Origin of the sequence: Clostridium sp., assembly GCF_050717535.1 — a bacterium.
In the GTDB taxonomy this organism is placed as follows: Bacteria; Bacillota; Clostridia; order Clostridiales; family Clostridiaceae; genus Clostridium_AD.
Map to the genome: position 1 here is coordinate 24852 of NZ_JBOITM010000001.1, position 23787 is coordinate 48638.

Here is a 23787-nt window from a genome sequence, read left to right on the forward strand (position 1 = left end):
TACTAATCCTCACTTATCCCTCGCACGAGGTAATATTCATTTCTAAATATCCTTCATTTAGACCCGTACATTCCCAATTTCGTCAGTCCTTACGGACATTCTAACCATAGATATTAACCAACGCACTATCATATACTCGACTTTTTACAGTTCGCATTTCCTCAGCTACACCCGTTAGGGTATACTCTCATGCTGTGTTAACGTACTTAATACCTTTAATTGTTTATCCAATTAAACGCACTACGTCACTATTATGGAAGGCATTTCAAGACGTTACTCTATCATTCTACCTTTTGAAATAACAGTTATAATTTGTTACCAAATTACGTCAATGTTTCCATCAACAACAAATCGTACCATGACTTAAGTCACGAGTCTCCAGCCTCAAACATTATGAAAAAAGTACTATGCTCAAAATTCACACCATTATTTATTGCATTTCCTCCAATTATAATTGGAGTCATCGCTATGTTCTTCAATAAAGTTCCAATGATTATTTGGGGACAAAATATTGCTTGTTTAATAATATTAGGTTTAGTTTCATATTTTATTTTATCAAAAGAAACTAAATCTAAAAAGACAGAATTCAATACTATTACTATTATAGTAGCGGTACTATTTATATTACTAACGTTTGTTGACTCAGGATTTCAAGGAGTTAATAGATGGATATCTATGGGACCAATTAAGTTCTATGTTGCAAGTATAGTGATTCCAATTTTAATTATAGAGTTGTGTAGCTTATCTCAATTACAACATTTAATAATTTCGGTGATTATAATAATATTCGTATCAATATTACTTGCGCTGCAGCCAGATGCATCACAATTAACTGCATTTATTATTCCAATGATAATTTTATTATGGGGAAAAACTAATAAGATTACTTTACGGTTAGGTATTATAGCAATACTCTCAATAATAATGGTTAATTCGTGGGTACATTTAGATATTTTACCACCAGTGTCTTATGTTGAAAAAATACTTAGTTTGGTAGGAAATATGGGAATATTATGGCTCTCTTTAGGAGTAATATCTCTTATAATATTACCATTACCATTTATATTCTTTGCCCCAAAAAACTTAAGACTATCATCCACTTGTATTGGAATATATTTTATAATTATTTTAATTTCTACAATATTCGGGAATTTTCCAGTTCCACTCATGGGCTACGGGATTTCACCGATAATCGGCTATTTTGTATCTATAACTTGGTTTGTAAAAGCCAAGATTTATTCGTAAGGTAATACATAATGTATATTATAAATAACTTCACAAAAATTATAGGAGAAAATTATGAATGATAAATTTTTAGAACCCAATTATGAGTATGAACTAATCCCACTAACAGAAGATTATCTTCAAGAACTTTTCCGCTGGAGGATTGAAGAAAAGCACTTTGAACTATATACTTGTCGCCCTGTAAATTTGCCACAATCATTTGATGAGTATGCACGTAAAACAATAAAGTCAATCTCTGAAGAAAAACAGAAAACCTACATATTAATTAAAAAAGGAGCTGAAAATCAACCAATAGGGAAAATTACACTATTTGATTTTAATCCTAGAAATCATAGCGCAGAATTTGGATACTATATACCAAGCTGCAATAGAAAAAAAAGATTTGGTATTATTCTTTTGGCACAATTTATAGAGAAAGCTTTTACAGATAATAAACTAAATCTAAATAAAATATATGCAACAACATCATCAAATAATATACCATCCATTAAACTTTTAGAAAAGTTTGATTTTAAATTAGATGGAAGATTTAGAGAACATTATTGGGTTAATGAAGCTAAATATGATCAACTTAATTATTCGATGCTTAAAAATGAATGGAGGTAAAAGGATGCAAATAGGATGTTTAGCAAGATATTTTAATTCTTACAAAGAAGAAGTGGAATTTGCACAAAATGGCGATTTTCAATTTATGCAAATATGGTATGACAGCAATGGAATTTCATTAAAAAAAGATCTGAAGCCAATAGAAACCATTAAAAAATATGATTTTCCAACAATAATTCATGCTGTTTTAGATATAAATGAGTTCGAAGAACATGTACCAAAACTAATTGAAATACTAAAATATTTAGGACACCATGAATTAATAATTCATCCAGTATGTAAAAGTGAAGAAATAACTCCACAAACAATATATAAGTTATCAGATAAAGTAAGATTTGCTTTATCTGAGCTATCAAAAGAAAATATTACTTTATACCTGGAAAATAACAGTAGATTAGATCCAATATTTAATCAACCCAATGAACTAGAAATTATGTTTAAGCAAAACCCAGCTCTTCATTTTCTTCTTGATATAGCTCATATAGATAGCTACCAGCATCTTAAATCTATGATTGCAATAAAGATGCCTAGAATACTACATATTGCTGATAGACACCTTGAAGTGATTCATGAACATCTACCTATAGGACAAGGCAATATAGATTACAAGTATATATTTGCCAATGTATTAAAGAATTTTCACGGTAAGATGATCTTAGAAATTGTGCAAAGCTCAAGTGATATAATCAGTTCAAAAGCTATAATTGAGGAATATTGTAGAATCAGATAAATCTTTACAACTACTAAGAACATATTACAATCCACCCTCGCTAAATTATAATAGTAATATTAAGTTCCTAAAAAAGTATAAGTGACATATGATAATACCATGGGTATAAATCTTAGACATTACTGATCAGATAAACATACAATAAAATTAGTTCCCGATACGAAATAACTTGGGATAATAACACACTCAATTTTACTTTTACTTAAGATAATAGTGGAATAATATAAATTAATTCAATATTAGGGGGTAATCGTATGAATGAAAGTGGTTTTAGTAAATTGTATTGGGGATTCCTATTTACAATGCTCAGTTTTAGAATTCAAGGTTTTGATATTTTACCTGATATAGTGGGGTATTTATTTTTTGCTGCAGGCCTTAGTAAGCTTGCATTAAATAGCAATTATTTTAGTATAGCTGCGAAATATAATGTTCCTATGATAATATTGTCTGTTTTCTCAATCTATCAAAGTCCAGCACAAGGTGGAGGCATTCAATTAGGTCAATTGGGTATATTGAGTATCCCTTTGGCAATTGCATCATTTGTACTTGATTTATTAATTGTATACAATTTATTTATGGGAATTAAGGATATGGCAGAAAAACAAGAAAAGCCTGAGTTTGTGAACGAGTCTGATGAAAAATGGAATCAATATAAGATATTACAGATTGCCGCCTTATGTACATTTATTGTTATTTTCATACCTCTATTAAATGTAATTTATATTATTGGGCTTTTAGTAGTATCAATTATAATCACAATAGGCATATTAGGCTTTATGAAAAGATGTAGTGAAAGTTTAAGCGCTTTAAAATAATTTATTCCACCTTAGTTGGTGGTTTTTTTATATAGAATTATGTAAATTTAAGGGTTATACTCTATATAAAGGTTTATGCCATGCTCCATGGCAAAATCAACGCAGAATTTGTAGGGGGCTAATATGAAGACAATAGATGATATTACAAATTTTATTTTTCTTGAGGATAATCCTGAAAAAGCGGATATTATTTTTATACCTGGAGGGTCTTATGCTGAATTAGCAGAGTCTGCAGCTGAACTCTTGAGAAATGAATATGCACCACTTGTCCTTCCATCTGGTAAATACAGTGTTAAACGTGGATACTTTCCGAGTCCACTATCAAAAGCAGATAAATATACTGGTACATATAATACAGAATGGGATTTCTTAAAAGATGTTTTAATTAAAAATGGTGTAGATGAAAGTAGAATTTTAAGAGAAGATAATGCTGAGTTCACATATGAAAATGCATTCAAATCTCGTGAGATTACAGACAAACTAAATTTAAACATAAATAGTGCAATAATATGTTGTAAAGCCTTCCACGCAAGACGGTGTTATATGTATTACAAATGGGCATATCCAAACACAAAGATAATTATTTGTCCATCTGAAGTGCAAGGAATAAACAGGAATAATTGGTTTACTACAGAGATTGGCGTGGAGAGAGTAATGGGTGAACTAGCAAGATGCGGTTCACAGCTTAAGGATTATATAATGGAATTTACTAAAGATTCATCTAATTTGTAAGAAGTTTTATTAATAATTAGGAGGTATAACCTATGAATAAACTTATAATTGGAATTGATTTAGGGGGAACTAATATCAAGGCCGCAATATTCAATTTAGACTTGCAATTAATAATTGAAGTTCGTAGGCCAACGCAAGCTCATAAAGGTCCGGTTCAGGTTATAAACAACATAAAACAGATAATAGAAGAGATGCTGGAAAGTCTTAATATTACATATGATTCAATTTATTGTATGGGACTAGGTATTCCAGGATTACTAGACCCAAAACAGGGTATATCATTTTTTTCACCAAACTTTCCAGGTTGGGAAAATATACATGTTGTTAATGAATTGAACAAGAGATTTGATTTCCCAATATTTATCGATAATGATGTTCGTGTGAATTTATATGGAGAGTGGCGATTTGGTGCAGGCTTAAATATAAAAAATCTTATTCTTATTACATTAGGTACTGGTTTAGGTTCAGGAATAGTTGTTGATGGGAAAGTTCTATATGGTGCAACATCCAGTGCCGGAGAAATTGGGCATATGAATATGTATCGGCAAGGGCGTCCTTGCAAATGTGGGAGTTCTGGTTGCTTAGGGAGATACGTTTCAGCAAGCGGAATGGTTAATACTTTTATTGAAAAATTAAATGATGGAAGAAAGAGTATAGTAGAAGAATGGATTAATCATGATATCAATAATATTCAAGCGAGTATGATATCTGAGGCATATGATTTAAACGACGATTTATCAATTGAAGTAATGCATGAAACTGGACAGATACTTGGTTTTGGTTTGGCAAATGCTATTAATTTATTTAATCCTGAAATCATTATTGTAGGTGGAGGAATGTCTTATGCAGGGGACAGATTGTTAAATACAGTACGTGAGACAATTAGATACCACTCATTAAAGATTTCTAGTCAAGTTTGCACAGTTGTACAGGCTCAATTAGGCGATTGTGCTGGAATGATTGGTGCAGCATCATATGCTAAAGAAAGGATTGAAACATAAAAAATAGCTGGAGGAACTAGAAATGGAGAAACAGAAAATATTTGTTATAGGTGATAGTGTGTCAATACACTATGGTCCATATCTTAAAAAGATGATAAAACATAAATTTGAGTATGATAGAAAAAGAGGTGTAGAAGAAGCTTTAGAAGATTTAGACAGACAGGTTGGTGCTAATGCTGGAGATAGTGGAATGGTCATGGAATATTTAGCAGAGGAATATAAAAAAAATACAAAATACGAAATATTGCTTATAAATTGTGGATTGCACGATGCTCGGGTAGATAGGGATTTAAATAAAGTTCAGGTTGAATTAGAAGAATACAAGATGAATTTAACTAAAATAATTGAAATAGCAAGAACTATGGCAAACAAAACCATATGGATTGGATTAACACCGGTGGTAGATGAAATTCATAATTCTAGAAAAGAAGGTGTTTTAAGATATAGTAAGGATATTCAGGCTTATGATATTGCTGCAAAAGAAATAATGGAGAAGTACAACATCCCCTGCATAGATATGTATAACTTCACCAAGAATTTGGGAATTGATATTTATTCAGATCATGTTCACTTCAAAGAAAAAATTAGAGAATTACAAGCAACACTTATTGCTGATTATTTGAATTTGATTTAGTAAAATTAAATTAGGTGGTGAGAATTTTGGCAAAACAACTAGATGAAATGAATGGAGAAGAATTAGGAAGGCTGTTTCCCATTATAATAAGTGAACCTAATCCAAAATGGCATGCACTATATCTATCTGAAACAATTTTTATTGTGAAAGGAGTATAAAAATGATAAGGGATGCAATCGAAAATGATTTAACGGATATTTTAGAAATTTATAATGATGCTATTTTGCATACAACATCAGTCTATGATTATAGGGCTCACACTATTAACGACAGAGAACAATGGTATGAAAAAAAGATGCAAGATGGATACCCCATATTAGTGTATGAAGCAAATAATAAGGTTGTTGGATTTGCAACATTTGGACCATTTAGAGCATGGCCGGCATACAAATACTCTGTTGAACACTCTATTTATGTTAATAAAACATACAGAAATAAAGGAATAGGAGTGTTTCTAGCTAATGAGATAATACGAATTGCTAATGAAAGAGAATTCGCAATCATGGTGGCTGGAATTGATGATGCTAACAAAATCAGTATAAAAATGCATAAAAAGTTAGGATTCAAGTATTCAGGTACCATAACTAAAGCTGGGTATAAATTTGGAAAATGGCTTAATCTTGCTTTTTATCAATTAGATCTTAAAGGACCTAAAAATCCAATAGAGGGTTAGGACATAAGGGGGATAACATGAAAAAATTATCAAAGACTCTATTTAATCATATAAATACCTATATGAATACAGAAGCTAGACCATTGGAAAAATCTATATTCAATTACTATTTTAATCATTCAAGTGTTGATGACATATTGAATTCATTAGAAGCATTTCAAAATTCAGATGGAGGTTTTGGTCAAGGTCTGGAACCAGATTTTAAGCTTATACAATCCTCACCTATGGCAACATCCATCGGATTAAGACATTTGAGTAAGCTAGATAATAATGATAGGGCTCAAAAGATGATAGCTAGAGCTGTTGAATATCTAGAGGCAACTTTTGATAGTAATAGAAATGGGTGGTATAGTGCTTCAAGTAATATTAACAATTATCCTCATGCACCTTGGTGGGAATTTAGAGATGATATAAATATGACAATTATTGACTATTCTTGGGGAAATCCTACTGCTGAATTGATAGGTTATCTTTATAAATATAAAAAATATCTCAATAATCTAGATGTTTATTCATTAGTAAATTATGCTATAACCAATTTGAATAAAGTTACAGAATTCAACTCAGAGCATGAAATATTTTGTTATATTCATATGTATAATGCACTAGAGGAGAAATTTTCCATACAAATTGTAGATACACTAAAATTGGCTGTTTCTCAATTGGTTAACATAACTCAATCTGAATGGTCAAGTTATGTACCAACCCCATTAAAATTTATAGAGATTGATTCAAAATGCTCTTTTGCTATTGAATCTAAATTCATTGATGAGAACTTAGATTATTTGGTAGATAGACTTGAAGTGGAAGGTAATATATTTCCTACATGGCATTGGGACCAATATCTAAAAGAATGGGAAATTGCTAAGAGTGAATGGACGGGAATCTTGACTCTTGAGGCTTTATTATCTTTATTGAAGTTTAATAGAATAGAGCTCAACACTAAACCTGAATGACACAGCTAATCAAGGTAGTAGGGCTTTTAAGGGTCTAGAAAAACATTTGAACTATGAAAAAATAATTGTGGTATCCCATGGAATAGTAATGAGACAGTTTGAATATTATACTGACATCCCATATTGTGGAATCATTGAAGTTGATTTTTGTAAAGATTTTAAATGGTGTGGTTGGGTTGAAAACATAGATTAATGTGAAACAATAAATGAAGCCTATTGTGGACATGGTATAATATATCCAGTAGTAAATAACTTGATCCAATTAATTTATGGAGGAAATTAAAAATGACAACATTTAAATATAATCAGTATTTAAGGACTGTTGAACTATGTAGAAAAAATATTGATTCATTTTCTACATACCCATTTTCTTTAGAGGCAGTACGGAGCTTATTTACATTGGAACTACATCCAAAAGTGACTTTTATTGTAGGTGAAAATGGTACTGGAAAATCCACCATACTTGAGGCAATTGCCACAGCCTATGGATTTAACCCTGAGGGTGGAACAAAAAATTTCAACTTTTCAACTACGAGCACTCATTCAGACTTGTATAAGTACTTAAGATTAGTAAAAGGAATTAAAAGACCAGAGGATGGCTTTTTTCTTAGGGCAGAAAGTTTCTACAATGTTGCAAGCAACATCGATGAATTAGACAAGTTTGGAATAGGTCCAAGAATTATAGATTCATACGGAGGACGTTCATTGCATGAGCAATCCCATGGTGAAGCTTTTTTATCGTTGTTTGTGAACCGATTTAGTGGAAAAGGATTGTATATTTTAGATGAACCAGAAGCAGCATTGTCACCATCACGACAAATGGCCATGCTTGCTAGAATGCATGACTTAGTTCAAGAAGATTCTCAATTTATAATTGCTACCCATTCTCCAATTATAATGTCTTATCCAGATGCAACTATATATGAATTAAATGATGGATTCAAAAGAGTGGCATATAAAGATACTGAACATTATCAGGTAATGAAGGAATTTATAAACAATACTGATAGAATGTTAAGTATAATTATGGATTTATAATTTATTGAGGAAAAATTAATTAAAGGGGATGTGCATAATTCTTATAATTAGTATCATTATTACGTTACTTATAACTGGAATAATTGGTTATTTATCAAAGTCAAAAGTTAAAACATCAAAAGATTTTATTTCAGGTGGAAATAAACTTGGAATGATGGGTGTTACAAGTATGCTTATGGGTTCAATAATAGGCGGTGCATCTACAGTAGGCACTGCTCAAATGGCTTATAATCGCGGTATTGGGGCTGTATGGTTTATAGTTGGGCTTTCTATTGCAAGTATAATGTTGGGATTGTTTTATTCAAAGCAAGTAGATAAAAAATCTACAGAAACGATTCCACAGATAATTGGAAATGCATATGGTAAAAAAGCAAGAACAGCATCAAGTATTTTATTATCCCTAGGAATGTTTATTCATATTAATGGGCAGATTATAGCCTGTACTGCCTTGTTTACTGTAGTGCTTGGTATGAGTATTACTAAAACTGCGGTAATTGTTGTATCTCTGCTTGTAGCATATGTAGTATTTGGAGGTTTTTGGGGAAGCACAATGGTGGGTGCTGTAAAAACAATACTTTTATATGGAACAAGTATTATATGTGGATTATTACTAATATTTAAATTCAATGGAATTAGAGATATAAACTCTATTTTGCCACAAGAACCATGGTTTAATTTGTTTAGTGGTGGAGTTTCATCAGATTTAGCTTCAGGAATATCTACAATAGTAGGGGTGTTATCAACTCAAACCTATTTTCAAGCTATAATGGCAGGAAAGACTTCTAAAACATCAAGAAGAAGTGCTTTTTTAGTAGCATTCTTAGTTCTCCCAATTGGATTTGTATGTACAATGATTGGCATGTATATGAGGATTCATTATCCAGGTATTGCACCAAGTGAAGCCTTCCCATTGTTTCTTATGAATTATTTAAACCCAGTTTTCGGAGGGGTATGCATTGCGACTGTATTGATTTCATCTATAGCAACAGGAGCGGGCCTCACTTTAGGAATAGCGACTATGTTTGTTAGAGACATTTATATTCAGTGCATAAATAAAAAAGCGGGGGATAAAAAGCAACTTTATATTTTAAGAGGAACTATAATCTTTATTGGAATTATGACTTTAATAATAGTAATAAACAATAAAGATTCTATGATACTTAATTGGGGGTTCCTTTCTATGATTTTTAGAGCTACACCAATTTTCATTCCAGTTGTTGCCGCAATGTTTTTTAAAGACAAGATAAGAATGGAAGCGGGTATTTATTCTATAATAGCCGGGCCACTGGCCAGTTTAATATGGATTTTATTAGGCTTTGAAAAAATGAATTCCATATATATAGGCTTAGCAATTAGTATTTTTGTACTTTTGGGTATGAGTGAGTTATTTAGATTTAGACAAGGAATTCAGGATACCGGGCATAGTAAAAGCTAAAAAGGGGACGACGCAAATGTGGTCTGGTTGCATAACTAGTTTATATTTTTGAGGAGGGCAAACGTATGATATTATCAGGGAAACAAATTAGAAACAAGTTAGGAAAAGAGATTAGAATAGATCCATTTAATGAAAATCAACTAAACCCAAATAGTTATAACCTAAGATTACATAACGAACTTGTTGTGTATAAAGAACTAACTTTAGATATGAAACATGAGAATGCATATAAAACTATTGTCATACCCACTGAAGGTATAGTTTTAGAACCAAATAAACTTTATTTAGGTAGAACTACAGAATATACAGAGACAGATAAATTTGTTCCAATGCTTGAAGGAAGATCTTCAGTAGGAAGACTTGGCTTATTTGTACATGTGACAGCGGGCTTTGGAGATGTTGGATTTCGTGGATATTGGACATTAGAAATTCATTGTATTCAACCTATAAGAATATATGCTGATGTTGAAATTTGCCAAATATATTATCATTCAATTGAGGGTGATTATGATAGATATATCAGCGGTAAATACCAGAATAATAAAGGAATTCAACCAAGTTTATTGTATAAAGATTTTGATAATAAATTATAGAGTTAATATTTTATAATTTTGCATATTTAGAGAAATTTAATTATAGTAACAAAATAACTTCTAATTTAGTAAATGGAGAGTTTAAATTAGTACACCGATTTGAATTTGGCGTACGGGGATATAATGAATTATATAAACAAGTCCTAATTAGGTTTAAAAATTTAATCAAATTGTTAAAGCAATAATGGAGGGATATCTTTGAGTAATTTATTTGAATTTTCAATAGTAAATGATATCAATAATGTTGTCAAATTTTTATCCAAACGAGATATAAGCGAATTGTCTAGCAGCTCATTAGTTGATAAATTCGGAATTACACAAGTTGATATGATAATAATTCTAGGAAACAGTATTCCCTATATAGCAGAAGTCGGAGCAAAAGCATATAAAAACGGGCTAGCTAAAGATATAATGATAGTAGGGGGAATAGGACATTCAACTAAATATTTAATTCAAAATGTCCTAGAGGATAATAGATATAAAGATATTGATGTGGATGATAAATCAGAAGCCGATATCTTAAAACAAATTATTGTTAGTGGAGAAAATATTCAGAAAGATAAAATTATTATTGAAAGTAAATCAACGAATTGTGGATCAAATGCTTCTGAATCATTAAATGTATTAAAGGGAATTGGAAAAGTTCCAAAATCCATAATATTAATTCAGGATCCTACAATGCAATTAAGAACTCATGCATCTTTTTTAAAGCAGTGGAATGAAGAAAAAACATTAATCATAAGTTATTCACCCTTTATACCACAATTAAAAGTATCTGCGAAAAGTGATGGATATTTAAATAGCAATATACCTGGATTATGGTCTAAAGATAGATTTATTGATCTTGTAATGGGTGAAATTCCAAGGTTAAGTGATGATGCAAATGGATATGGTCCAAGGGGGAAAGGATTTATAGCCCATGTAGATATTCCAAAAGAAGTTTTAAATTCTTATCAAAGATTAGTATCCTACTATAAAGAATATAACGAAATTAAAAATAGGAAGTAAATTTGTTTTAATAAACATAGATTAATCTTTGTAGTATGAGCGATTTATTTATATCTAAAATATTTAAGAAAGTGGGGCTTAAAATGGAACCTTTTACAAAAAAAGTTGTAAATATTATAAAAGACATACCAGAAGGTAAAGTGATGACATATGGTCAAATTGCGACCTTGGCTGGAAGCCCCAGAGGAGCTAGGCAGGTAGTTAGAGTTCTTCATTTCTTAAGTGAAAAATATAAACTGCCTTGGCATAGAGTCATAAATTCAAAAGGTGCGATTAGCATAGTTGATTATGAGTCTCGGAATTTGCAGAAGGTATTACTTGAAAGTGAGGGTGTAAAATTTAATGATGACGGTACTATAAATCTAAATGAATTTCAATCTCATGAATACAATAGCTTTATGGAATTCGGTTTTTAAACCATAAATCCTTAGAATAAAATACTCAAAAATACCCCATAATAATTTATGGAGTATCTTCACTATAAATATTATGTTATTGCATTTAATATTATGAAAAGCAAGAGCTAGTTTTTTTTATTTCTAATTATGAAAACAATAATATTTGCAGCAGATAGTCCTACTAAGATATATATTGCTCTAGCAAGGAATGGAACAGATCCAAATATAGCACTAACTAGATTAAAATTAAATAATCCTAAAAGTCCCCAGTTTAATGCACCAACCAATACGAATATGAATGATAGTTTGTCTATAATATTAAGTTTATACATAATTCCCCCCAAACTATAAAATTGTTCTATTGTTTAAATTATATTAAAAATATAAAATTTTAGAACTATTTAATAATTTTTTAGAAAGTATATATTATTAAACTGATAATTTTATATATTAAAAAATATTTAGAAGAGCACAATTGATATATACGAACATTTTCATTACTTATGACATCATTGTATGTTATAATATGAGTGAAATTTGTTTGTTATTTTAATATGTACGTATGGAGGCTTAATAATATGAGAAATACTTATAATACACCGTTAAACAGTAGATACGCATCAAAAGAGATGAGTTATTTATTTTCAGACGATATGAAATTTAAGACTTGGAGAAAGCTTTGGGTTGCCTTAGCTGAAGGTGAAAGGTTACTCGGAGTTAATATTACGGAGGCTCAAGTTGAAGAACTTAGATCTTTTGAAGATAATGTTAATTATGAAGTGGCGGAAGCAAAGGAAAAAGAAATTAGACACGATGTAATGAGCCATGTATATGCATATGGAGTTCAATGTCCAAGTGCTAAGGGGATTATTCATTTAGGAGCTACTAGCTGCTACGTAGGCGATAACACAGATTTAATAGTAATGAAGAAAGCCTTATTATTAATTAAAAATAAATTAATCAATGTAATAGGTAAATCTTCGAAATTCGCATCAAAGTATAAAGATCTTCCTACTTTGGGTTTTACTCATTTACAGCCAGCTCAATTAACTACTGTAGGTAAAAGAGCAACTCTTTGGATTCAAGACTTAGTAATGGATTTGGAAAACTTAGATTTTGTAATAGATAAGATGAAATTAAGAGGAGTTAAAGGAACAACTGGAACTCAAGCAAGTTTTATGAATCTATTTAATGATGATGAGGAAAAAGTAAAAAGTTTGGATAAGTATGTAGCTAATAAAATGGGCTTTGAAAATACATATCCAGTTACTGGCCAAACTTATTCTAGAAAATTAGATTCTATAATATTAAATACACTTTCAGAGATAGCCCAAAGTGCATATAAATTCAGTAATGATTTAAGATTACTTCAAAGCATGAAAGAAGTAGAAGAACCCTTTGAAAAAAGTCAAATAGGTTCCTCTGCAATGGCATATAAAAGAAATCCTATGCGTTCTGAAAGAATTAGTGCTTTATCAAGATATATTATAGTAAATTCATTAAATCCAGCTATAACAGCAGCAACACAATGGTTTGAGAGAACATTAGATGATTCAGCTAATAAAAGAATTTCAGTAGCTGAGGCTTTCCTAGCTCTTGATGGAGTTTTAAATTTATATATGAATGTAGCGGGAAATATGGTAGTCTATGAAAAAGTTATTGCGGTTCATGTGAATAATGAACTTCCATTTATGGCAACAGAAAACATTCTTATGGAAGCAGTTAAAAGGGGAGGGGACAGACAAGAACTTCATGAAAGCATTAGAGTTCATTCTATGGCTGCAGCAAGAAGAGTTAAAGAAGAAGGCTTAAACAATGACCTTATAGAAAGAATTATAAATGATAATAGCTTTAAGATGTCAAAAGAAGAGATTCTAGCTGTAATTGACCCAATTAAATTTACAGGTAGAGCCCCAGGTCAAGTTGTAGAATTTATAGAGGAATATGTAAATCCAATATTAGAAGCAAACAAAGATGCAATTGGGGTAGAAACTGCTATAAACGTATAATAATTGATATTAACTGAAGATAGACTAAAGAAGCTGTCAGTTTAAATACTGGTAGCTTCTTTATTTAATATATTTTTATAAGAGAGTAATATTTTATATAAAATATAAAGAAATTAATTATAATAAAAAAAAGAAATTAATTATAATAAAAAAAGAAATAAAAATATTTTTGAAAAAAAGAAGGATTTTGACCCCCTCTTGTAGAATAATAATGTCGTGAAATGTTAGTTTCACGACATTATTATGTTTTTTGGAGGTACGTATGAAATCTGATATAAATAATATTTATAACAACGAACTCCCACAGTTTTTAAATGATTATTTTAATTATTTATCTACTATTAAAGGTTGTTCTCCCGCTACTATTGTTGCATACACAGCTGATTTATCATTGCTATTAAAGTTTCTAAAAATGTATAAAGGTTTAGTCTCATCAGAAAAAGCCTTGCACATTGAGGAAATTAGCATTAATGATCTAACCCTAGATACATTAAAAACTCTCACATTACAGGATTTGTATGCCTTTGTCTCTTATCTTGGAAAATCAAGGGCTAATGGAAACTATGCTAAAGCTAGAAAAATAGCATCTACAAAGTCCCTTTTTAAGTATTTAACCACTAAAGCCAAAGTACTAAGCATAGACCCAACAATAGATTTAGAGTCGCCAAAACTAGGCAAGCGAAGCCCCGTTTTCTTAACCTTAGCTGAAAGCAAGTCCCTACTAGAGGCTACAACATCTAGAGATAAGCATTCTGTCAGAGATCATAGTATTATTACACTATTTTTGAATTGTGGTATGAGACTTTCGGAGCTTTGCAGTATAAATATATCATCTATTAAAAGTGATACCCTATCGATTATTGGAAAAGGAAATAAAGAACGAACCATATATTTGAACAAAGCTTCACTTAGGGCAATTTATGAGTATTTACCTATTAGAAATACAGACAATGAAAAAATTCATGTTGAAGATAAGGATGCCCTCTTTATCAGTGGCAAATTTGGAAGAATCAATAAAAGAACTGTAGAAAGGATTGTAAAAAAGCATATAGGCAATGCAGGCCTTAATAAAGCAAAGTATACTCCACATAAATTAAGGCATACTTCAGCTACTCTTATGTATAAGTATGGCAACGTTGATATTAGGAGTCTGCAAGAAATTTTGGGTCATGAAAATATATCAACTACACAGATATACACTCACGTAGATAATGATAAATTAAGAAATGCAGTTAAGTCAAACCCCCTTTCTGATGAATAAAAAAGAAAAAAGTATATATTACGCATATTGCAATGCATTATACGTAATATATACTTTTTTTGAGTAAAAACTATTTACTTATTTACATGTTTTTTACCCTCATAAGTCCAGGAAACTCCTCATGAAGTAATTCTGAGTTATCTTCTTCATTTTCAAGAAGTTCTGCTACCCCTTCTATGTCGTCGATGTATTCCCAAACTTCATCATTTTCAGGTATAAAACCATCCTCATCTAGATTAGATTGTTCTTCCTCTTCTAGTAGTAAATCATATTTTTCAATTTGTGCTAATTCCTCAGCTTTTGTTAGTTCTTTAGAATCTTGTAATTCATGAATTTCATTTTCACTATCTTCTTCTTTTGATTCTTTTATTTCTGATAAACCAATTTCATTCTTATCATAAAAATTATTATCTAAACCTTCCATCGCTTCATCCTCAAATACTTCATCAATATTTATAGCTTTAACATCGTAACCTTCTAGTTCTAGACATTTCCCACAATTATTACATTTTTTATTTGGATCTAATTCGCAGACTTCACATTCTCCGCAATCATTACAAATTTTTCTATCGTTAAATATACAATTTTTAGACATATAGCACCACACTCCATTTATTTTCAAATACCTTCATAATAGTCTATTATAACAAATAAGGATTCAATAATCAAATCATGATATTTTTTTTAGTGCATAATTTTAATCTAATTACTATTTTGTATTTAACACAATTATTTACATTTATTCGCTTATACATTTCTTATAAAAATACGAACATAAGTTTGATGTTTTTGAATTTATATGATATAATTTTAATACGAATGAGAATGAGAGGTGTTTCCATGTTAACTCAAAAAAAAGATAAACAAAGTGAAATATATAACTACATAAAGGAGCAAGTTCAATCAAAAGGATATCCACCTTCAGTAAGAGAAATATGTGAGGCTGTAGGATTGAAATCTACCTCAACTGTTCATGGTCATTTAGAGAGATTAGAAAAAAAAGGATTTATTCGTAGAGATCCAACTAAGCCTCGTGCTATTGAACTGTTAAAGGATAATGTTATGAGAAAAGAATTAATAGATATCCCTATTATAGGAAAAATTACAGCTGGAATACCAATTTTAGCAGTTGAAAATATTGAAGACACATTTACTATACCATTAAATTTTACTAAAACCAATAATGAATTATTTATGCTGAGAGTATCTGGTAGCAGTATGATTGAAGCAGGAATATTAGATGGTGATTTAGCTATAATAGAGAAAATTAATACAGCTATAAATGGCGACATAGTTGTAGCTCTTATTGATAATGAAGCAACTATAAAAAGATTTTTTAAGGAAGAAGGATATATAAGACTTCAACCTGAAAATTCAACTATGTCCCCTATCATAGTTGAGGACTGTTCAATTTTAGGTATACTTGTTGGTATTTACAGAAAGTATTAAAGTGTTACATCTAAATGTTTGTTATATAATAAAAACCTGCAATGATTAAGTCATTTGCAGGTTTTTGTTTTTACTTCATTATTTTAATCTACAACTTTCTATTTTAGATAACTCTTGAAAGTGCTATTAATATTCCGATTTTAGCATGGTCAAAGGTTAATCCACCCTGCAAATATGCTATATAAGGTTCTCTAATTGGCGCATCTGCAGATAACTCAATAGATGACCCCTGAATGAATGCACCTGCCGCCATTATAACCTGATCCGCATAGCCTGGCATATCCCAAGGTTCACATTGAGCAAAAGAATCAATGGGAGAACCCTCTTGTATGCCCCTACAGAAATTGATCACCTTTTCCTTATTATTAAACTTAATAGCTTGAATTATATCACTTCTTTTATCAGTATACTTAGGAAGAACTTCAAATCCTGCAAGTTCCATAATTCTCGCACAAAAAATAGCGCCTTTCAATGCTTCCATAGCTACATGTGGCGCTAAGAATAGTCCTTGAAATAAAGAACGCATAACTCCAAAAGTAGAACCACACTCCCCTCCTATACCAGGAGTTGTTAATCTATAAGATGCTTGCACTACATATTTCTCTTTACCTGCAATATATCCACCTGTAGGTGCAATGCCACCACCAATATTTTTTATTAATGAACCGGCAACTAAGTCCGCTCCTACATCTGTAGGTTCCTGAAGATCAATAAATTCACCATAACAATTATCTACAAAGCAAATTACTTCTGGATTTATAGCTTTTGCAGCTTTTATAATTTCTTCTATTTCACTAATTAATAATGCGTTTCTCCAGCCATATCCAGTAGATCTTTGAATATGAATTAACTTTATAGACTTATCTTCTAGAAGATTCTTTTTCATTAAGTCAATATCAACTTTAGATGCTTGATTTAATTCTAATTGCTTATATTTTACACCATAATCTTTTAAAGAGCCTATATCTTCAGTAACGTTTATACCTATTATATTAAGCAGTGTATCGTACGGAGTTCCACATACAGACATCATAGTATCATTGGGTCTTAAATTGCCAAATAAGGCGGCTCCAATGGCATGTGTTCCATTTACAAAATGTGGCCTAACTAGTGCACTTTCACAATTGAATATTCTTGCATACACTTTATCCAATGAATCACGTCCAATATCGCCGTAGCCATAACCAGATGAATTTGTAAAATGAGATTCGCTAATTCTTTCATCTTGTAATGCAGTCAAAACCTTAAGTTGATTAAATTCTCTTATTTCATCAAGAATTTCAAACTGCTTTTGAACATCTTGTATTGCTATATCATAGAGTTCTAAGGTTTTCGAGCTTATTTTATACTTCTTTTGAAGGTATTCTTTTGTTATATCTATCATGAATCTAGGTCCCCTTTTGTCATTAATTTATTATATATGTATTTATAATTATACTTAAGGTAACTTAAATAAAATGTAATATTACTCTCTAGTTATTTAAACTACCTTAGTAATAATAACATATAAAATACCGATGTAGAATAGTTTTGTATAGAAACTAAAATAGGTTCTTTAGTATTATTTTTCTTTTTCAGAATCCTTTTTTCCATATATCTTGTGTAATATAGAATCATATTGTCCTAACTTTTCTGCTAACATATGCCAATTCTTATGTTCAGCATTTGACACATTCACTTGATTTGTCTCAATATTTTTAACTCGTACATTAATACTTTTAATGTCATTTTTCATTTCTATTAACATTTCTTTAATTTCATTATCCATAATTATCTCCTTCTCAACTTCTAAATTATCTCTAAATCTATTATACAATTTAGGAATACTCTTGTAAAACTATTTTAATAGCTATATATCACTCACCCCCCCTAAATCTCATATACTATAATTAACATATATATAATTTTTAGGGGGTATTTATAATATTTAAAGCAATAGATTTAAGTCACCCAAGAATTGCCCTAGTAGATAGTATAAACAATATTATCTTTGAAGCAAAGTTAAAGGATATTAAACACAACACATATCCAGCTATAATAGGTTTTATAATAAGCAGTATGTTACTAAATCAAAATTATGCCTATGCTAAAGATGCTGCGCAGCAAGGAACAGAAGTAATAAATATCTTATCTACCCTGGGTCCACCAACATTACTCACAGCAGTAGAAATTTATAAGGTGAGAGCCTATATAAAAATGTACACTCACAATTTAAAATTACTATTTCATCAAGCTCCAATATCAACATAGTTATCAAATTGCAGTTCTAATTATTTAAATATTTTTAATTATATATCCTTAAAAACAAAAGAACATTACATAATTAAACTAATTACGGAATGTTCTTTGTGTATGTAACAAAAGTCCAATAAGTAACCCATGGCTCACAACAATTAATAGGTTAAGAATATAGGATATCACCCGGAACGACTTGCAATAAGAAAAGAAAAAACAATTTTTTAATTAAATTTCTTGTTTAGAGTTTGTTTGCAAGTCACGCAGGGGATTACATTATTTTGTATAGAATTTCTTAATAGTATCACAAACAAATTCTACTTCTTCTTCAGTTATTTCTGGATATATAGGAAGTGCCATAATATTCTCAGCTATTCTTTCAGCTACTGGGAAATCACCTTTTTTGTATCCTAAGTATTCAAAGCATTTTTGAAGATGAAGAGGGATTGGATAATAAATACTTGTTCCTATTTCATTTGCTTTTAAGTATTCTGAAAGTTCATCTCTTCTGTCAGCTAATATGTTAAATACATAATAAACTGGTTTTTGATTTCCTTTAATTTCAGGTATTTTAATAAACTCACAATCTTGTAATCTATCTTTATATAATTTTGCAATACGATCTCTATTTTGAATTGCATCATTTATATATTTTATTTTTACTTGTAATATAACAGCTTGCATTGCATCAAGTCTTGAATTATATCCTAAAAAATCATAATGATACTTTTTAGATGCACCATGAACTCTGTACATCTTAGCAAGATTTGCCAAGTTGTCATCATTAGTTACTATCATACCTGCATCGCCATATGCTCCTAGAGTCTTTGTAGGGAAGAATGAGAACACTCCAAAATCTCCTATAGTGCCTGCATGTTTGTAGCTGGTTCCATTACCTTTCCATCTCATACCGAAAGATTCCGCAGAGTCTTCTAAAACCGTTAAATTATGTCTACCAGCTATATCCATAATTTTATCCATATCACCCATTTGTGAAAATAAGTGGATTGGAATAATTCCTACAGTATCTTTTGTTATTTTTTCTTCTATTTTGGTAGCATCTATACTAAATGTTTCTTCATCAATATCAACGAATACTGGCTTTGCTCCATTCTTTGCAATGCAAGATGAAGATGCTAGGAATGTAAAAGGTGAAGTTATTACTTCAGTGCCTTCTTTAAAACCCAATATGTCAGAAGCCATTACTAAGCCATCTGTTCCTGATGCAACACCAATTGCATATTTAGCTCCTGTAAATTCTTTAACTGCTTCTTCAAAGTCAGTTACCTCTTTACCAAGCATTGATACTCCTCTTTCCATAAGTCCTAAAACGGCATTATCAAATTCTGATTTTTTCTCCTGGTATTCTCTTGTTGGCGTAAAAAATTTAACTTCCATGGTATAACCTCCGATTTAATATTTATTATTTAGCAATTATTTCTTCTACGCATCTTATTAATTCATGAACCACATACTCGGCATCTTCTAATTTAAGTGTTGAATATACTGGAAGGGTTATTTCATTTATATACTGGTTATATGTGTTTGGATAATCTTCTATAGAAAATCCCAGTTTTTTATAAAGTGTAAACATTGGTAGCGGTGTATAGTGTACATTAGTAGCGATGCCTATGTCTGCAAGCTTTTGTATTAATTCATCTCTTTGCACTTCTTTAAATCCGTCTATTCTTAAAGTATACAAATGATATGATGTCTCTTTAGTTTCATCTTTTGTAAAAGGAATAATTGACCAAGATTTAGTAGAAAGAGCTTTAGAATATATATCAAAAATAGCTCTTCTTCTTGTAAGCATTCCTTCATATCTTCCAATTTGTGCAAGACCTATAGCTGCACTAATATCTGTCATGTTACACTTAAATCCGTCTGTAACTATATCATATTTCCAAGCTCCTGCTTTCATCTTAGAAAGAGCATCCTTTGACTGTCCATGAAGTGATTCAATCTTAAACTCTTTTTTTAAGTCTTCTTTACCTTTAAACTTATTATTATTAAAAACTACAGCTCCACCCTCTGCTGTTATTAGATTCTTCACTGCATGAAATGAGTATACATGGAAATCAGCCTGTGTTCCAACTTTGTTTCCTTTGTATATTGCACCAAAGGAGTGAGCTGAATCTGATATAAATAAGATATCTTCTCTATTTTTTTCCTTAAGTACCGCTCTTATAGCATCATAATCTACAGGTACACCTCCAATATCCACAGTAATTATTGCTTTTGTTTTAGGTGTAATTGCCATAGCTATTTTTTTCTCATCTATTAAAAAGCTACCTTCTTTAACATCTACAAATGTTGGTTTAATTCCTCTATGAATTATTACACTTGCTGTAGCAGTATAGGTATACGGTGTTGTAATAACTTCGTCACCTGCTGAAATATTATAAACCTTTAATATAAGTTCTAATCCAGCAGTAGCACTTGAAAGTGCCACTGCATTATTAACATCACAATATTTAGCAATTTTATCTTCAAATTCTGCAGTCTTAGGCCCTGTTGTAATCCAACCAGAATCTAAAACCTCCATTACAAGTTTTTTCTCTGCATCTGTTATATCAGGTGGTGAAAAAGGAATGTTTTTGATTTTCATATATATCCTACCTTTCAAATTAAATTTTGTTTTAAATTAAAATTGTTAATAATTTATTTTTTACTTAAATATTATAATTAACCCACAAAAGCTAAAGAAATATAGCATTTATGATGTTTTTACTTATGAACTCTTTTGCGCTTTAAAAAATCCCGTATCTTTAGTTATGTAAATTCCACCTTCAGTAGCAATTTTGTCTTTTAAATATTTGTTAAGTCTGTTAAGTCTCTCACTATTAAAACTTTCGCGCACATTTCCAGGCATGGAAAACATATAATCAATAATAGGTACTGCTTCTGTTACAATTAAGTTATCTTCATATCTTTTCATTTCTATATTATGAAACCACTTTTTTAACTTTTCCTGGCCATTTTCCAGTTTAAACCTAGAAGTAATGTCAGAACTTTTGATATCCATTGTTTCTGATTTAAACTTAGACATAATGTCTCTAATTTCAATCATATGATTTTGTCCAACAGTGGAGCAGTAAAGATATCCACCAGGTTTTAATACCCTAAATATTTCTGACAGTGCGCTATCAATATCATCTACATGATAAAGCATATGGTTAGCTATTACTATGTCAAAGCTACAATCCTCATAAGGAATATCTTGCCCATCTATGATTTGAAACATAAAATTCTCTGCTTTTTTGCCTAAGTTTATCTTAGCATCACTTAGCATTCCTTTAGAGACATCGCTTAAAGTAATATCTAAGTCCACAGGAATTCTATCTATATTCTTTTTCCACAAATTGGCATCCCCGCATCCTAGTTCGAGAATTTTACTATGTTTAGGTAGAGTTAATTCATCAAAATACCATCTCATCCAGCCATATTTATTTACACTGAACATCTCATGAATATTTATTCTAGCCCTTAAATTCGAAGCGTTTTCATACTGTTCTAGTAACTTTTTGTCCGAATTAATTACATTTATAATGTTAGTAAACTTATCCCAACTTATATTTTCTTTATTCTCCATGTCAATGGCTTCATCAATAGCTTTGATTACCTTGAAAGTATGCGCAGCCCGTTGTTTCATGATTTTCTTTTGTATTTCTAAGGATTTAACAAAATTTTCATCAGTAACATCATTTTCAGTTATTTTCTTAATTTCATAGAGAGAAAAGCCAATAAATTTTAAGGTTAATATTTGTTGAAGCCTTGCAAAGTCTTGATTACTATACAATCTGTGCCCTGCTGCGTTGTAAGAACTAGGCTTCATTAAATCTATTTTATCATAATACCTAAGGGTTCTTAAGGTAACACCTGCTTTTTCTGAAAATTCACCAATGGTGAAAAAATGTGATTCATTATTTTTCAATGTGATCACTCCTTATGGAACTTAGACCGTAAATACATGTAGATTTAACTCTCTATAAGTATATTAACACATTACGTAACGTCATATGCAATAGTTTTTTTAAAAATTTTAAAAAATGACTACAACTACTAATTAGTTGTGGTCATTTTTTATTATAAAATCAATTCTTTTTTTTCAACATTTGAATTATACAATAGTCCTAGAAGAATTAACAATCCACCAATAATCTTTCCTTTTGAAACAAAACCCATTCTGAAATAATCTATAAGTATACCTGTAAAAAGTTGACCTATAAATATAAGCAAAGTAGTATATATAGTAGGAATTTTAGGAAGTACAATATTAGAACTAGCAACAACTACTACTCCTATCATCCCACCTAAAAGAGCCCACCAAGGTATTTTGGTAAAAATACTTGGAGACAATTTTAGAGAACTTCTCACTATAATCATAAGTATTATAGTACTTAGGAGCCCTACAATATAGTTTATGAGTGTGCCCTTAAGCACTCCTATTTTTTTAGCTAGATGCGAATTAATAATCATAGATATTATAGTAAAGCAACCACATAAAACTGCTAAAATTATATATACCATGTTCTTCCTCCCCTATTTAAAATAAATCATTGTAACTAAACCAGAAAATATTATAAGAAATCCAACGATTTTTTTCTTTTTAAATTTATAAACATTTAAACCAAATAGTCCAAAATGATCTATAAAATTGGCTAATACTAATTGTCCAAAAATACCCAAAGATAGTGTTAAGGAAGCCCCAAGAGAATTGAAGCATAAATTATTTAAGTAAACCATCAAAACTCCTATTAACCCACCACTAAACAAATAAATGGGAATATTCTTTGTTAGCTTAAATTTTTCTTTTCTTAATATTAAAATAATAATTACGACTATAAGTCCTACTATATGAATTATTAATATTGCTCTATATTGATTAGTATAATTTACTAAAAGTCCATTAAACGTTACCATTATGGCAATTAATATACCTATAAATACCGCTGATATCTTATACATT

General features: G+C 30.4%; 29 protein-coding genes. 20 read left to right on the forward strand and 9 right to left on the reverse strand.

The window, feature by feature from the left end:
- Nucleotides 1-393 precede the first annotated feature (393 nt).
- From ACREVU_RS00180 to ACREVU_RS00255, 16 genes are all read left to right on the forward strand, one after another.
- A complete protein-coding gene (locus tag ACREVU_RS00180) occupies nucleotides 394-1245 on the forward strand; it encodes a cell division protein (protein WP_431549615.1) in 852 nt (283 codons plus the stop codon).
- A 54-nt stretch (nucleotides 1246-1299) separates the two neighbouring features.
- Nucleotides 1300-1851: a GNAT family N-acetyltransferase gene (locus ACREVU_RS00185; protein ID WP_431549616.1), complete on the forward strand. Its 552-nt coding sequence runs from the start codon at nucleotides 1300-1302 to the stop codon at nucleotides 1849-1851.
- A 4-nt stretch (nucleotides 1852-1855) separates the two neighbouring features.
- Entirely contained in the window at nucleotides 1856-2581 is a 726-nt protein-coding gene (locus tag ACREVU_RS00190; protein ID WP_431549617.1) for a sugar phosphate isomerase/epimerase family protein, read from the forward strand.
- A 254-nt stretch (nucleotides 2582-2835) separates the two neighbouring features.
- The gene (locus ACREVU_RS00195; protein WP_431549618.1) at nucleotides 2836-3396 is read left to right on the forward strand and encodes a hypothetical protein; all 561 of its coding nucleotides are present in this window, start codon (nucleotides 2836-2838) and stop codon (nucleotides 3394-3396) included.
- A 123-nt stretch (nucleotides 3397-3519) separates the two neighbouring features.
- Complete coding sequence (locus ACREVU_RS00200) at nucleotides 3520-4128, forward strand: YdcF family protein (protein WP_431549619.1); 609 nt, start codon at nucleotides 3520-3522, stop codon at nucleotides 4126-4128.
- A 32-nt stretch (nucleotides 4129-4160) separates the two neighbouring features.
- Nucleotides 4161-5129, forward strand: a complete 969-nt coding sequence (locus tag ACREVU_RS00205; protein WP_431549620.1) for an ROK family protein — start codon at nucleotides 4161-4163, stop codon at nucleotides 5127-5129.
- A gap of 22 nt (nucleotides 5130-5151) precedes the next feature.
- Nucleotides 5152-5763: an SGNH/GDSL hydrolase family protein gene (locus tag ACREVU_RS00210; protein ID WP_431549621.1), complete on the forward strand. Its 612-nt coding sequence runs from the start codon at nucleotides 5152-5154 to the stop codon at nucleotides 5761-5763.
- Nucleotides 5764-5789: 26 nt separating this feature from the next.
- On the forward strand, nucleotides 5790-5921 hold the full coding sequence (locus tag ACREVU_RS00215; protein ID WP_431549622.1) for a hypothetical protein: 132 nt from the start codon (nucleotides 5790-5792) through the stop codon (nucleotides 5919-5921).
- A gap of 2 nt (nucleotides 5922-5923) precedes the next feature.
- On the forward strand, nucleotides 5924-6436 hold the full coding sequence (locus ACREVU_RS00220; protein WP_431549623.1) for a GNAT family N-acetyltransferase: 513 nt from the start codon (nucleotides 5924-5926) through the stop codon (nucleotides 6434-6436).
- Between the two features lie 17 nt (nucleotides 6437-6453).
- Nucleotides 6454-7392 (forward strand): prenyltransferase/squalene oxidase repeat-containing protein, encoded by a 939-nt coding sequence (locus ACREVU_RS00225; protein ID WP_431549624.1) that lies wholly within the window; start codon nucleotides 6454-6456, stop codon nucleotides 7390-7392.
- A 46-nt stretch (nucleotides 7393-7438) separates the two neighbouring features.
- On the forward strand, nucleotides 7439-7585 hold the full coding sequence (locus ACREVU_RS00230) for a histidine phosphatase family protein (protein WP_431549625.1): 147 nt from the start codon (nucleotides 7439-7441) through the stop codon (nucleotides 7583-7585).
- 92 nt (nucleotides 7586-7677) lie between these two features.
- Nucleotides 7678-8430, forward strand: a complete 753-nt coding sequence (locus ACREVU_RS00235; protein ID WP_431549626.1) for an AAA family ATPase — start codon at nucleotides 7678-7680, stop codon at nucleotides 8428-8430.
- 28 nt (nucleotides 8431-8458) lie between these two features.
- Nucleotides 8459-9865, forward strand: a complete 1407-nt coding sequence (locus ACREVU_RS00240; RefSeq protein ID WP_431549627.1) for a sodium:solute symporter family protein — start codon at nucleotides 8459-8461, stop codon at nucleotides 9863-9865.
- Between the two features lie 65 nt (nucleotides 9866-9930).
- Nucleotides 9931-10458, forward strand: a complete 528-nt coding sequence (dcd, locus tag ACREVU_RS00245) for a dCTP deaminase (RefSeq protein ID WP_431549628.1) — start codon at nucleotides 9931-9933, stop codon at nucleotides 10456-10458.
- Nucleotides 10459-10656: 198 nt separating this feature from the next.
- Nucleotides 10657-11466: a YdcF family protein gene (locus ACREVU_RS00250; RefSeq protein ID WP_431549629.1), complete on the forward strand. Its 810-nt coding sequence runs from the start codon at nucleotides 10657-10659 to the stop codon at nucleotides 11464-11466.
- A gap of 35 nt (nucleotides 11467-11501) precedes the next feature.
- Entirely contained in the window at nucleotides 11502-11882 is a 381-nt protein-coding gene (locus ACREVU_RS00255; protein WP_431549630.1) for an MGMT family protein, read from the forward strand.
- Nucleotides 11883-11989: 107 nt separating this feature from the next.
- On the opposite strand, the gene ACREVU_RS00260 is transcribed toward ACREVU_RS00255, so the two are convergent.
- Nucleotides 11990-12196, reverse strand: coding sequence for a DUF378 domain-containing protein (locus tag ACREVU_RS00260; protein ID WP_431549631.1), 207 nt, complete (start codon nucleotides 12194-12196; stop codon nucleotides 11990-11992).
- A gap of 246 nt (nucleotides 12197-12442) precedes the next feature.
- Here ACREVU_RS00260 and purB point away from each other — a divergent pair, with 246 nt between their 5' ends.
- The gene (gene purB, locus ACREVU_RS00265) at nucleotides 12443-13873 is read left to right on the forward strand and encodes an adenylosuccinate lyase (protein ID WP_431549632.1); all 1431 of its coding nucleotides are present in this window, start codon (nucleotides 12443-12445) and stop codon (nucleotides 13871-13873) included.
- Nucleotides 13874-14135: 262 nt separating this feature from the next.
- Complete coding sequence (locus tag ACREVU_RS00270) at nucleotides 14136-15134, forward strand: tyrosine recombinase XerC (RefSeq protein WP_431549633.1); 999 nt, start codon at nucleotides 14136-14138, stop codon at nucleotides 15132-15134.
- An 82-nt stretch (nucleotides 15135-15216) separates the two neighbouring features.
- On the opposite strand, the gene ACREVU_RS00275 is transcribed toward ACREVU_RS00270, so the two are convergent.
- Nucleotides 15217-15729, reverse strand: coding sequence for a hypothetical protein (locus ACREVU_RS00275; RefSeq protein WP_431549634.1), 513 nt, complete (start codon nucleotides 15727-15729; stop codon nucleotides 15217-15219).
- A 245-nt stretch (nucleotides 15730-15974) separates the two neighbouring features.
- On the opposite strand from ACREVU_RS00275, the gene lexA reads away from it, so the two are divergent.
- Nucleotides 15975-16583, forward strand: coding sequence for a transcriptional repressor LexA (lexA, locus tag ACREVU_RS00280; RefSeq protein ID WP_431549635.1), 609 nt, complete (start codon nucleotides 15975-15977; stop codon nucleotides 16581-16583).
- Nucleotides 16584-16686: 103 nt separating this feature from the next.
- Here the strand turns inward: lexA and ACREVU_RS00285 are convergent, their stop codons facing one another.
- Nucleotides 16687-17967, reverse strand: coding sequence for a methionine gamma-lyase family protein (locus ACREVU_RS00285; protein WP_431549636.1), 1281 nt, complete (start codon nucleotides 17965-17967; stop codon nucleotides 16687-16689).
- 177 nt (nucleotides 17968-18144) lie between these two features.
- Nucleotides 18145-18351, reverse strand: a complete 207-nt coding sequence (locus tag ACREVU_RS00290; protein WP_431549637.1) for a hypothetical protein — start codon at nucleotides 18349-18351, stop codon at nucleotides 18145-18147.
- 290 nt (nucleotides 18352-18641) lie between these two features.
- Between ACREVU_RS00290 and ACREVU_RS00295 the strand changes: the two genes are divergently transcribed.
- Nucleotides 18642-18833 (forward strand): hypothetical protein, encoded by a 192-nt coding sequence (locus ACREVU_RS00295; protein ID WP_431549638.1) that lies wholly within the window; start codon nucleotides 18642-18644, stop codon nucleotides 18831-18833.
- Between the two features lie 261 nt (nucleotides 18834-19094).
- Here ACREVU_RS00295 and ACREVU_RS00300 read toward each other — a convergent pair whose 3' ends face one another.
- The 5 genes from ACREVU_RS00300 to ACREVU_RS00320 all read right to left on the reverse strand — a co-directional run bounded on the left by ACREVU_RS00300 (nucleotide 19095) and on the right by ACREVU_RS00320 (nucleotide 23786).
- On the reverse strand, nucleotides 19095-20216 hold the full coding sequence (locus ACREVU_RS00300) for a DegT/DnrJ/EryC1/StrS family aminotransferase (RefSeq protein ID WP_431549639.1): 1122 nt from the start codon (nucleotides 20214-20216) through the stop codon (nucleotides 19095-19097).
- Nucleotides 20217-20241: 25 nt separating this feature from the next.
- Entirely contained in the window at nucleotides 20242-21420 is a 1179-nt protein-coding gene (locus ACREVU_RS00305) for a DegT/DnrJ/EryC1/StrS family aminotransferase (RefSeq protein WP_431549650.1), read from the reverse strand.
- A 129-nt stretch (nucleotides 21421-21549) separates the two neighbouring features.
- Nucleotides 21550-22752 carry a MerR family transcriptional regulator gene (locus tag ACREVU_RS00310; RefSeq protein WP_431549640.1) on the reverse strand — a complete coding sequence of 401 codons (1203 nt, stop codon included), beginning with the start codon at nucleotides 22750-22752 and terminating at the stop codon, nucleotides 21550-21552.
- 152 nt (nucleotides 22753-22904) lie between these two features.
- Entirely contained in the window at nucleotides 22905-23348 is a 444-nt protein-coding gene (locus ACREVU_RS00315) for a DMT family transporter (RefSeq protein WP_431549641.1), read from the reverse strand.
- A 12-nt stretch (nucleotides 23349-23360) separates the two neighbouring features.
- Nucleotides 23361-23786 (reverse strand): DMT family transporter, encoded by a 426-nt coding sequence (locus ACREVU_RS00320; protein ID WP_431549642.1) that lies wholly within the window; start codon nucleotides 23784-23786, stop codon nucleotides 23361-23363.
- Between the last annotated feature and the right edge of the window lies 1 nt (nucleotide 23787).

What these genes read in the sequence shown, in the direction of transcription:
- ACREVU_RS00225 (WP_431549624.1), top strand. Translation starts at nt 6,454, where the DNA reads ATGAAAAAATTATCAAAGACTCTATTTAATCATATAAATACCTATATG.
- ACREVU_RS00290 (WP_431549637.1), bottom strand. Translation starts at nt 18,351, where the DNA reads ATGGATAATGAAATTAAAGAAATGTTAATAGAAATGAAAAATGACATT.
- ACREVU_RS00195 (WP_431549618.1), top strand. Translation starts at nt 2,836, where the DNA reads ATGAATGAAAGTGGTTTTAGTAAATTGTATTGGGGATTCCTATTTACA.
- ACREVU_RS00285 (WP_431549636.1), bottom strand. Translation starts at nt 17,967, where the DNA reads ATGATAGATATAACAAAAGAATACCTTCAAAAGAAGTATAAAATAAGC.
- ACREVU_RS00240 (WP_431549627.1), top strand. Translation starts at nt 8,459, where the DNA reads ATGTGCATAATTCTTATAATTAGTATCATTATTACGTTACTTATAACT.
- ACREVU_RS00190 (WP_431549617.1), top strand. Translation starts at nt 1,856, where the DNA reads ATGCAAATAGGATGTTTAGCAAGATATTTTAATTCTTACAAAGAAGAA.
- ACREVU_RS00185 (WP_431549616.1), top strand. Translation starts at nt 1,300, where the DNA reads ATGAATGATAAATTTTTAGAACCCAATTATGAGTATGAACTAATCCCA.
- ACREVU_RS00200 (WP_431549619.1), top strand. Translation starts at nt 3,520, where the DNA reads ATGAAGACAATAGATGATATTACAAATTTTATTTTTCTTGAGGATAAT.
- ACREVU_RS00235 (WP_431549626.1), top strand. Translation starts at nt 7,678, where the DNA reads ATGACAACATTTAAATATAATCAGTATTTAAGGACTGTTGAACTATGT.
- ACREVU_RS00275 (WP_431549634.1), bottom strand. Translation starts at nt 15,729, where the DNA reads ATGTCTAAAAATTGTATATTTAACGATAGAAAAATTTGTAATGATTGC.
- ACREVU_RS00260 (WP_431549631.1), bottom strand. Translation starts at nt 12,196, where the DNA reads ATGTATAAACTTAATATTATAGACAAACTATCATTCATATTCGTATTG.
- ACREVU_RS00315 (WP_431549641.1), bottom strand. Translation starts at nt 23,348, where the DNA reads ATGGTATATATAATTTTAGCAGTTTTATGTGGTTGCTTTACTATAATA.
- ACREVU_RS00210 (WP_431549621.1), top strand. Translation starts at nt 5,152, where the DNA reads ATGGAGAAACAGAAAATATTTGTTATAGGTGATAGTGTGTCAATACAC.
- ACREVU_RS00255 (WP_431549630.1), top strand. Translation starts at nt 11,502, where the DNA reads ATGAGCGATTTATTTATATCTAAAATATTTAAGAAAGTGGGGCTTAAA.
- dcd (WP_431549628.1), top strand. Translation starts at nt 9,931, where the DNA reads ATGATATTATCAGGGAAACAAATTAGAAACAAGTTAGGAAAAGAGATT.
- lexA (WP_431549635.1), top strand. Translation starts at nt 15,975, where the DNA reads ATGTTAACTCAAAAAAAAGATAAACAAAGTGAAATATATAACTACATA.
- purB (WP_431549632.1), top strand. Translation starts at nt 12,443, where the DNA reads ATGAGAAATACTTATAATACACCGTTAAACAGTAGATACGCATCAAAA.
- ACREVU_RS00320 (WP_431549642.1), bottom strand. Translation starts at nt 23,786, where the DNA reads ATGTATAAGATATCAGCGGTATTTATAGGTATATTAATTGCCATAATG.
- ACREVU_RS00220 (WP_431549623.1), top strand. Translation starts at nt 5,924, where the DNA reads ATGATAAGGGATGCAATCGAAAATGATTTAACGGATATTTTAGAAATT.
- ACREVU_RS00270 (WP_431549633.1), top strand. Translation starts at nt 14,136, where the DNA reads ATGAAATCTGATATAAATAATATTTATAACAACGAACTCCCACAGTTT.
- ACREVU_RS00300 (WP_431549639.1), bottom strand. Translation starts at nt 20,216, where the DNA reads ATGGAAGTTAAATTTTTTACGCCAACAAGAGAATACCAGGAGAAAAAA.
- ACREVU_RS00205 (WP_431549620.1), top strand. Translation starts at nt 4,161, where the DNA reads ATGAATAAACTTATAATTGGAATTGATTTAGGGGGAACTAATATCAAG.
- ACREVU_RS00180 (WP_431549615.1), top strand. Translation starts at nt 394, where the DNA reads ATGAAAAAAGTACTATGCTCAAAATTCACACCATTATTTATTGCATTT.
- ACREVU_RS00295 (WP_431549638.1), top strand. Translation starts at nt 18,642, where the DNA reads ATGTTACTAAATCAAAATTATGCCTATGCTAAAGATGCTGCGCAGCAA.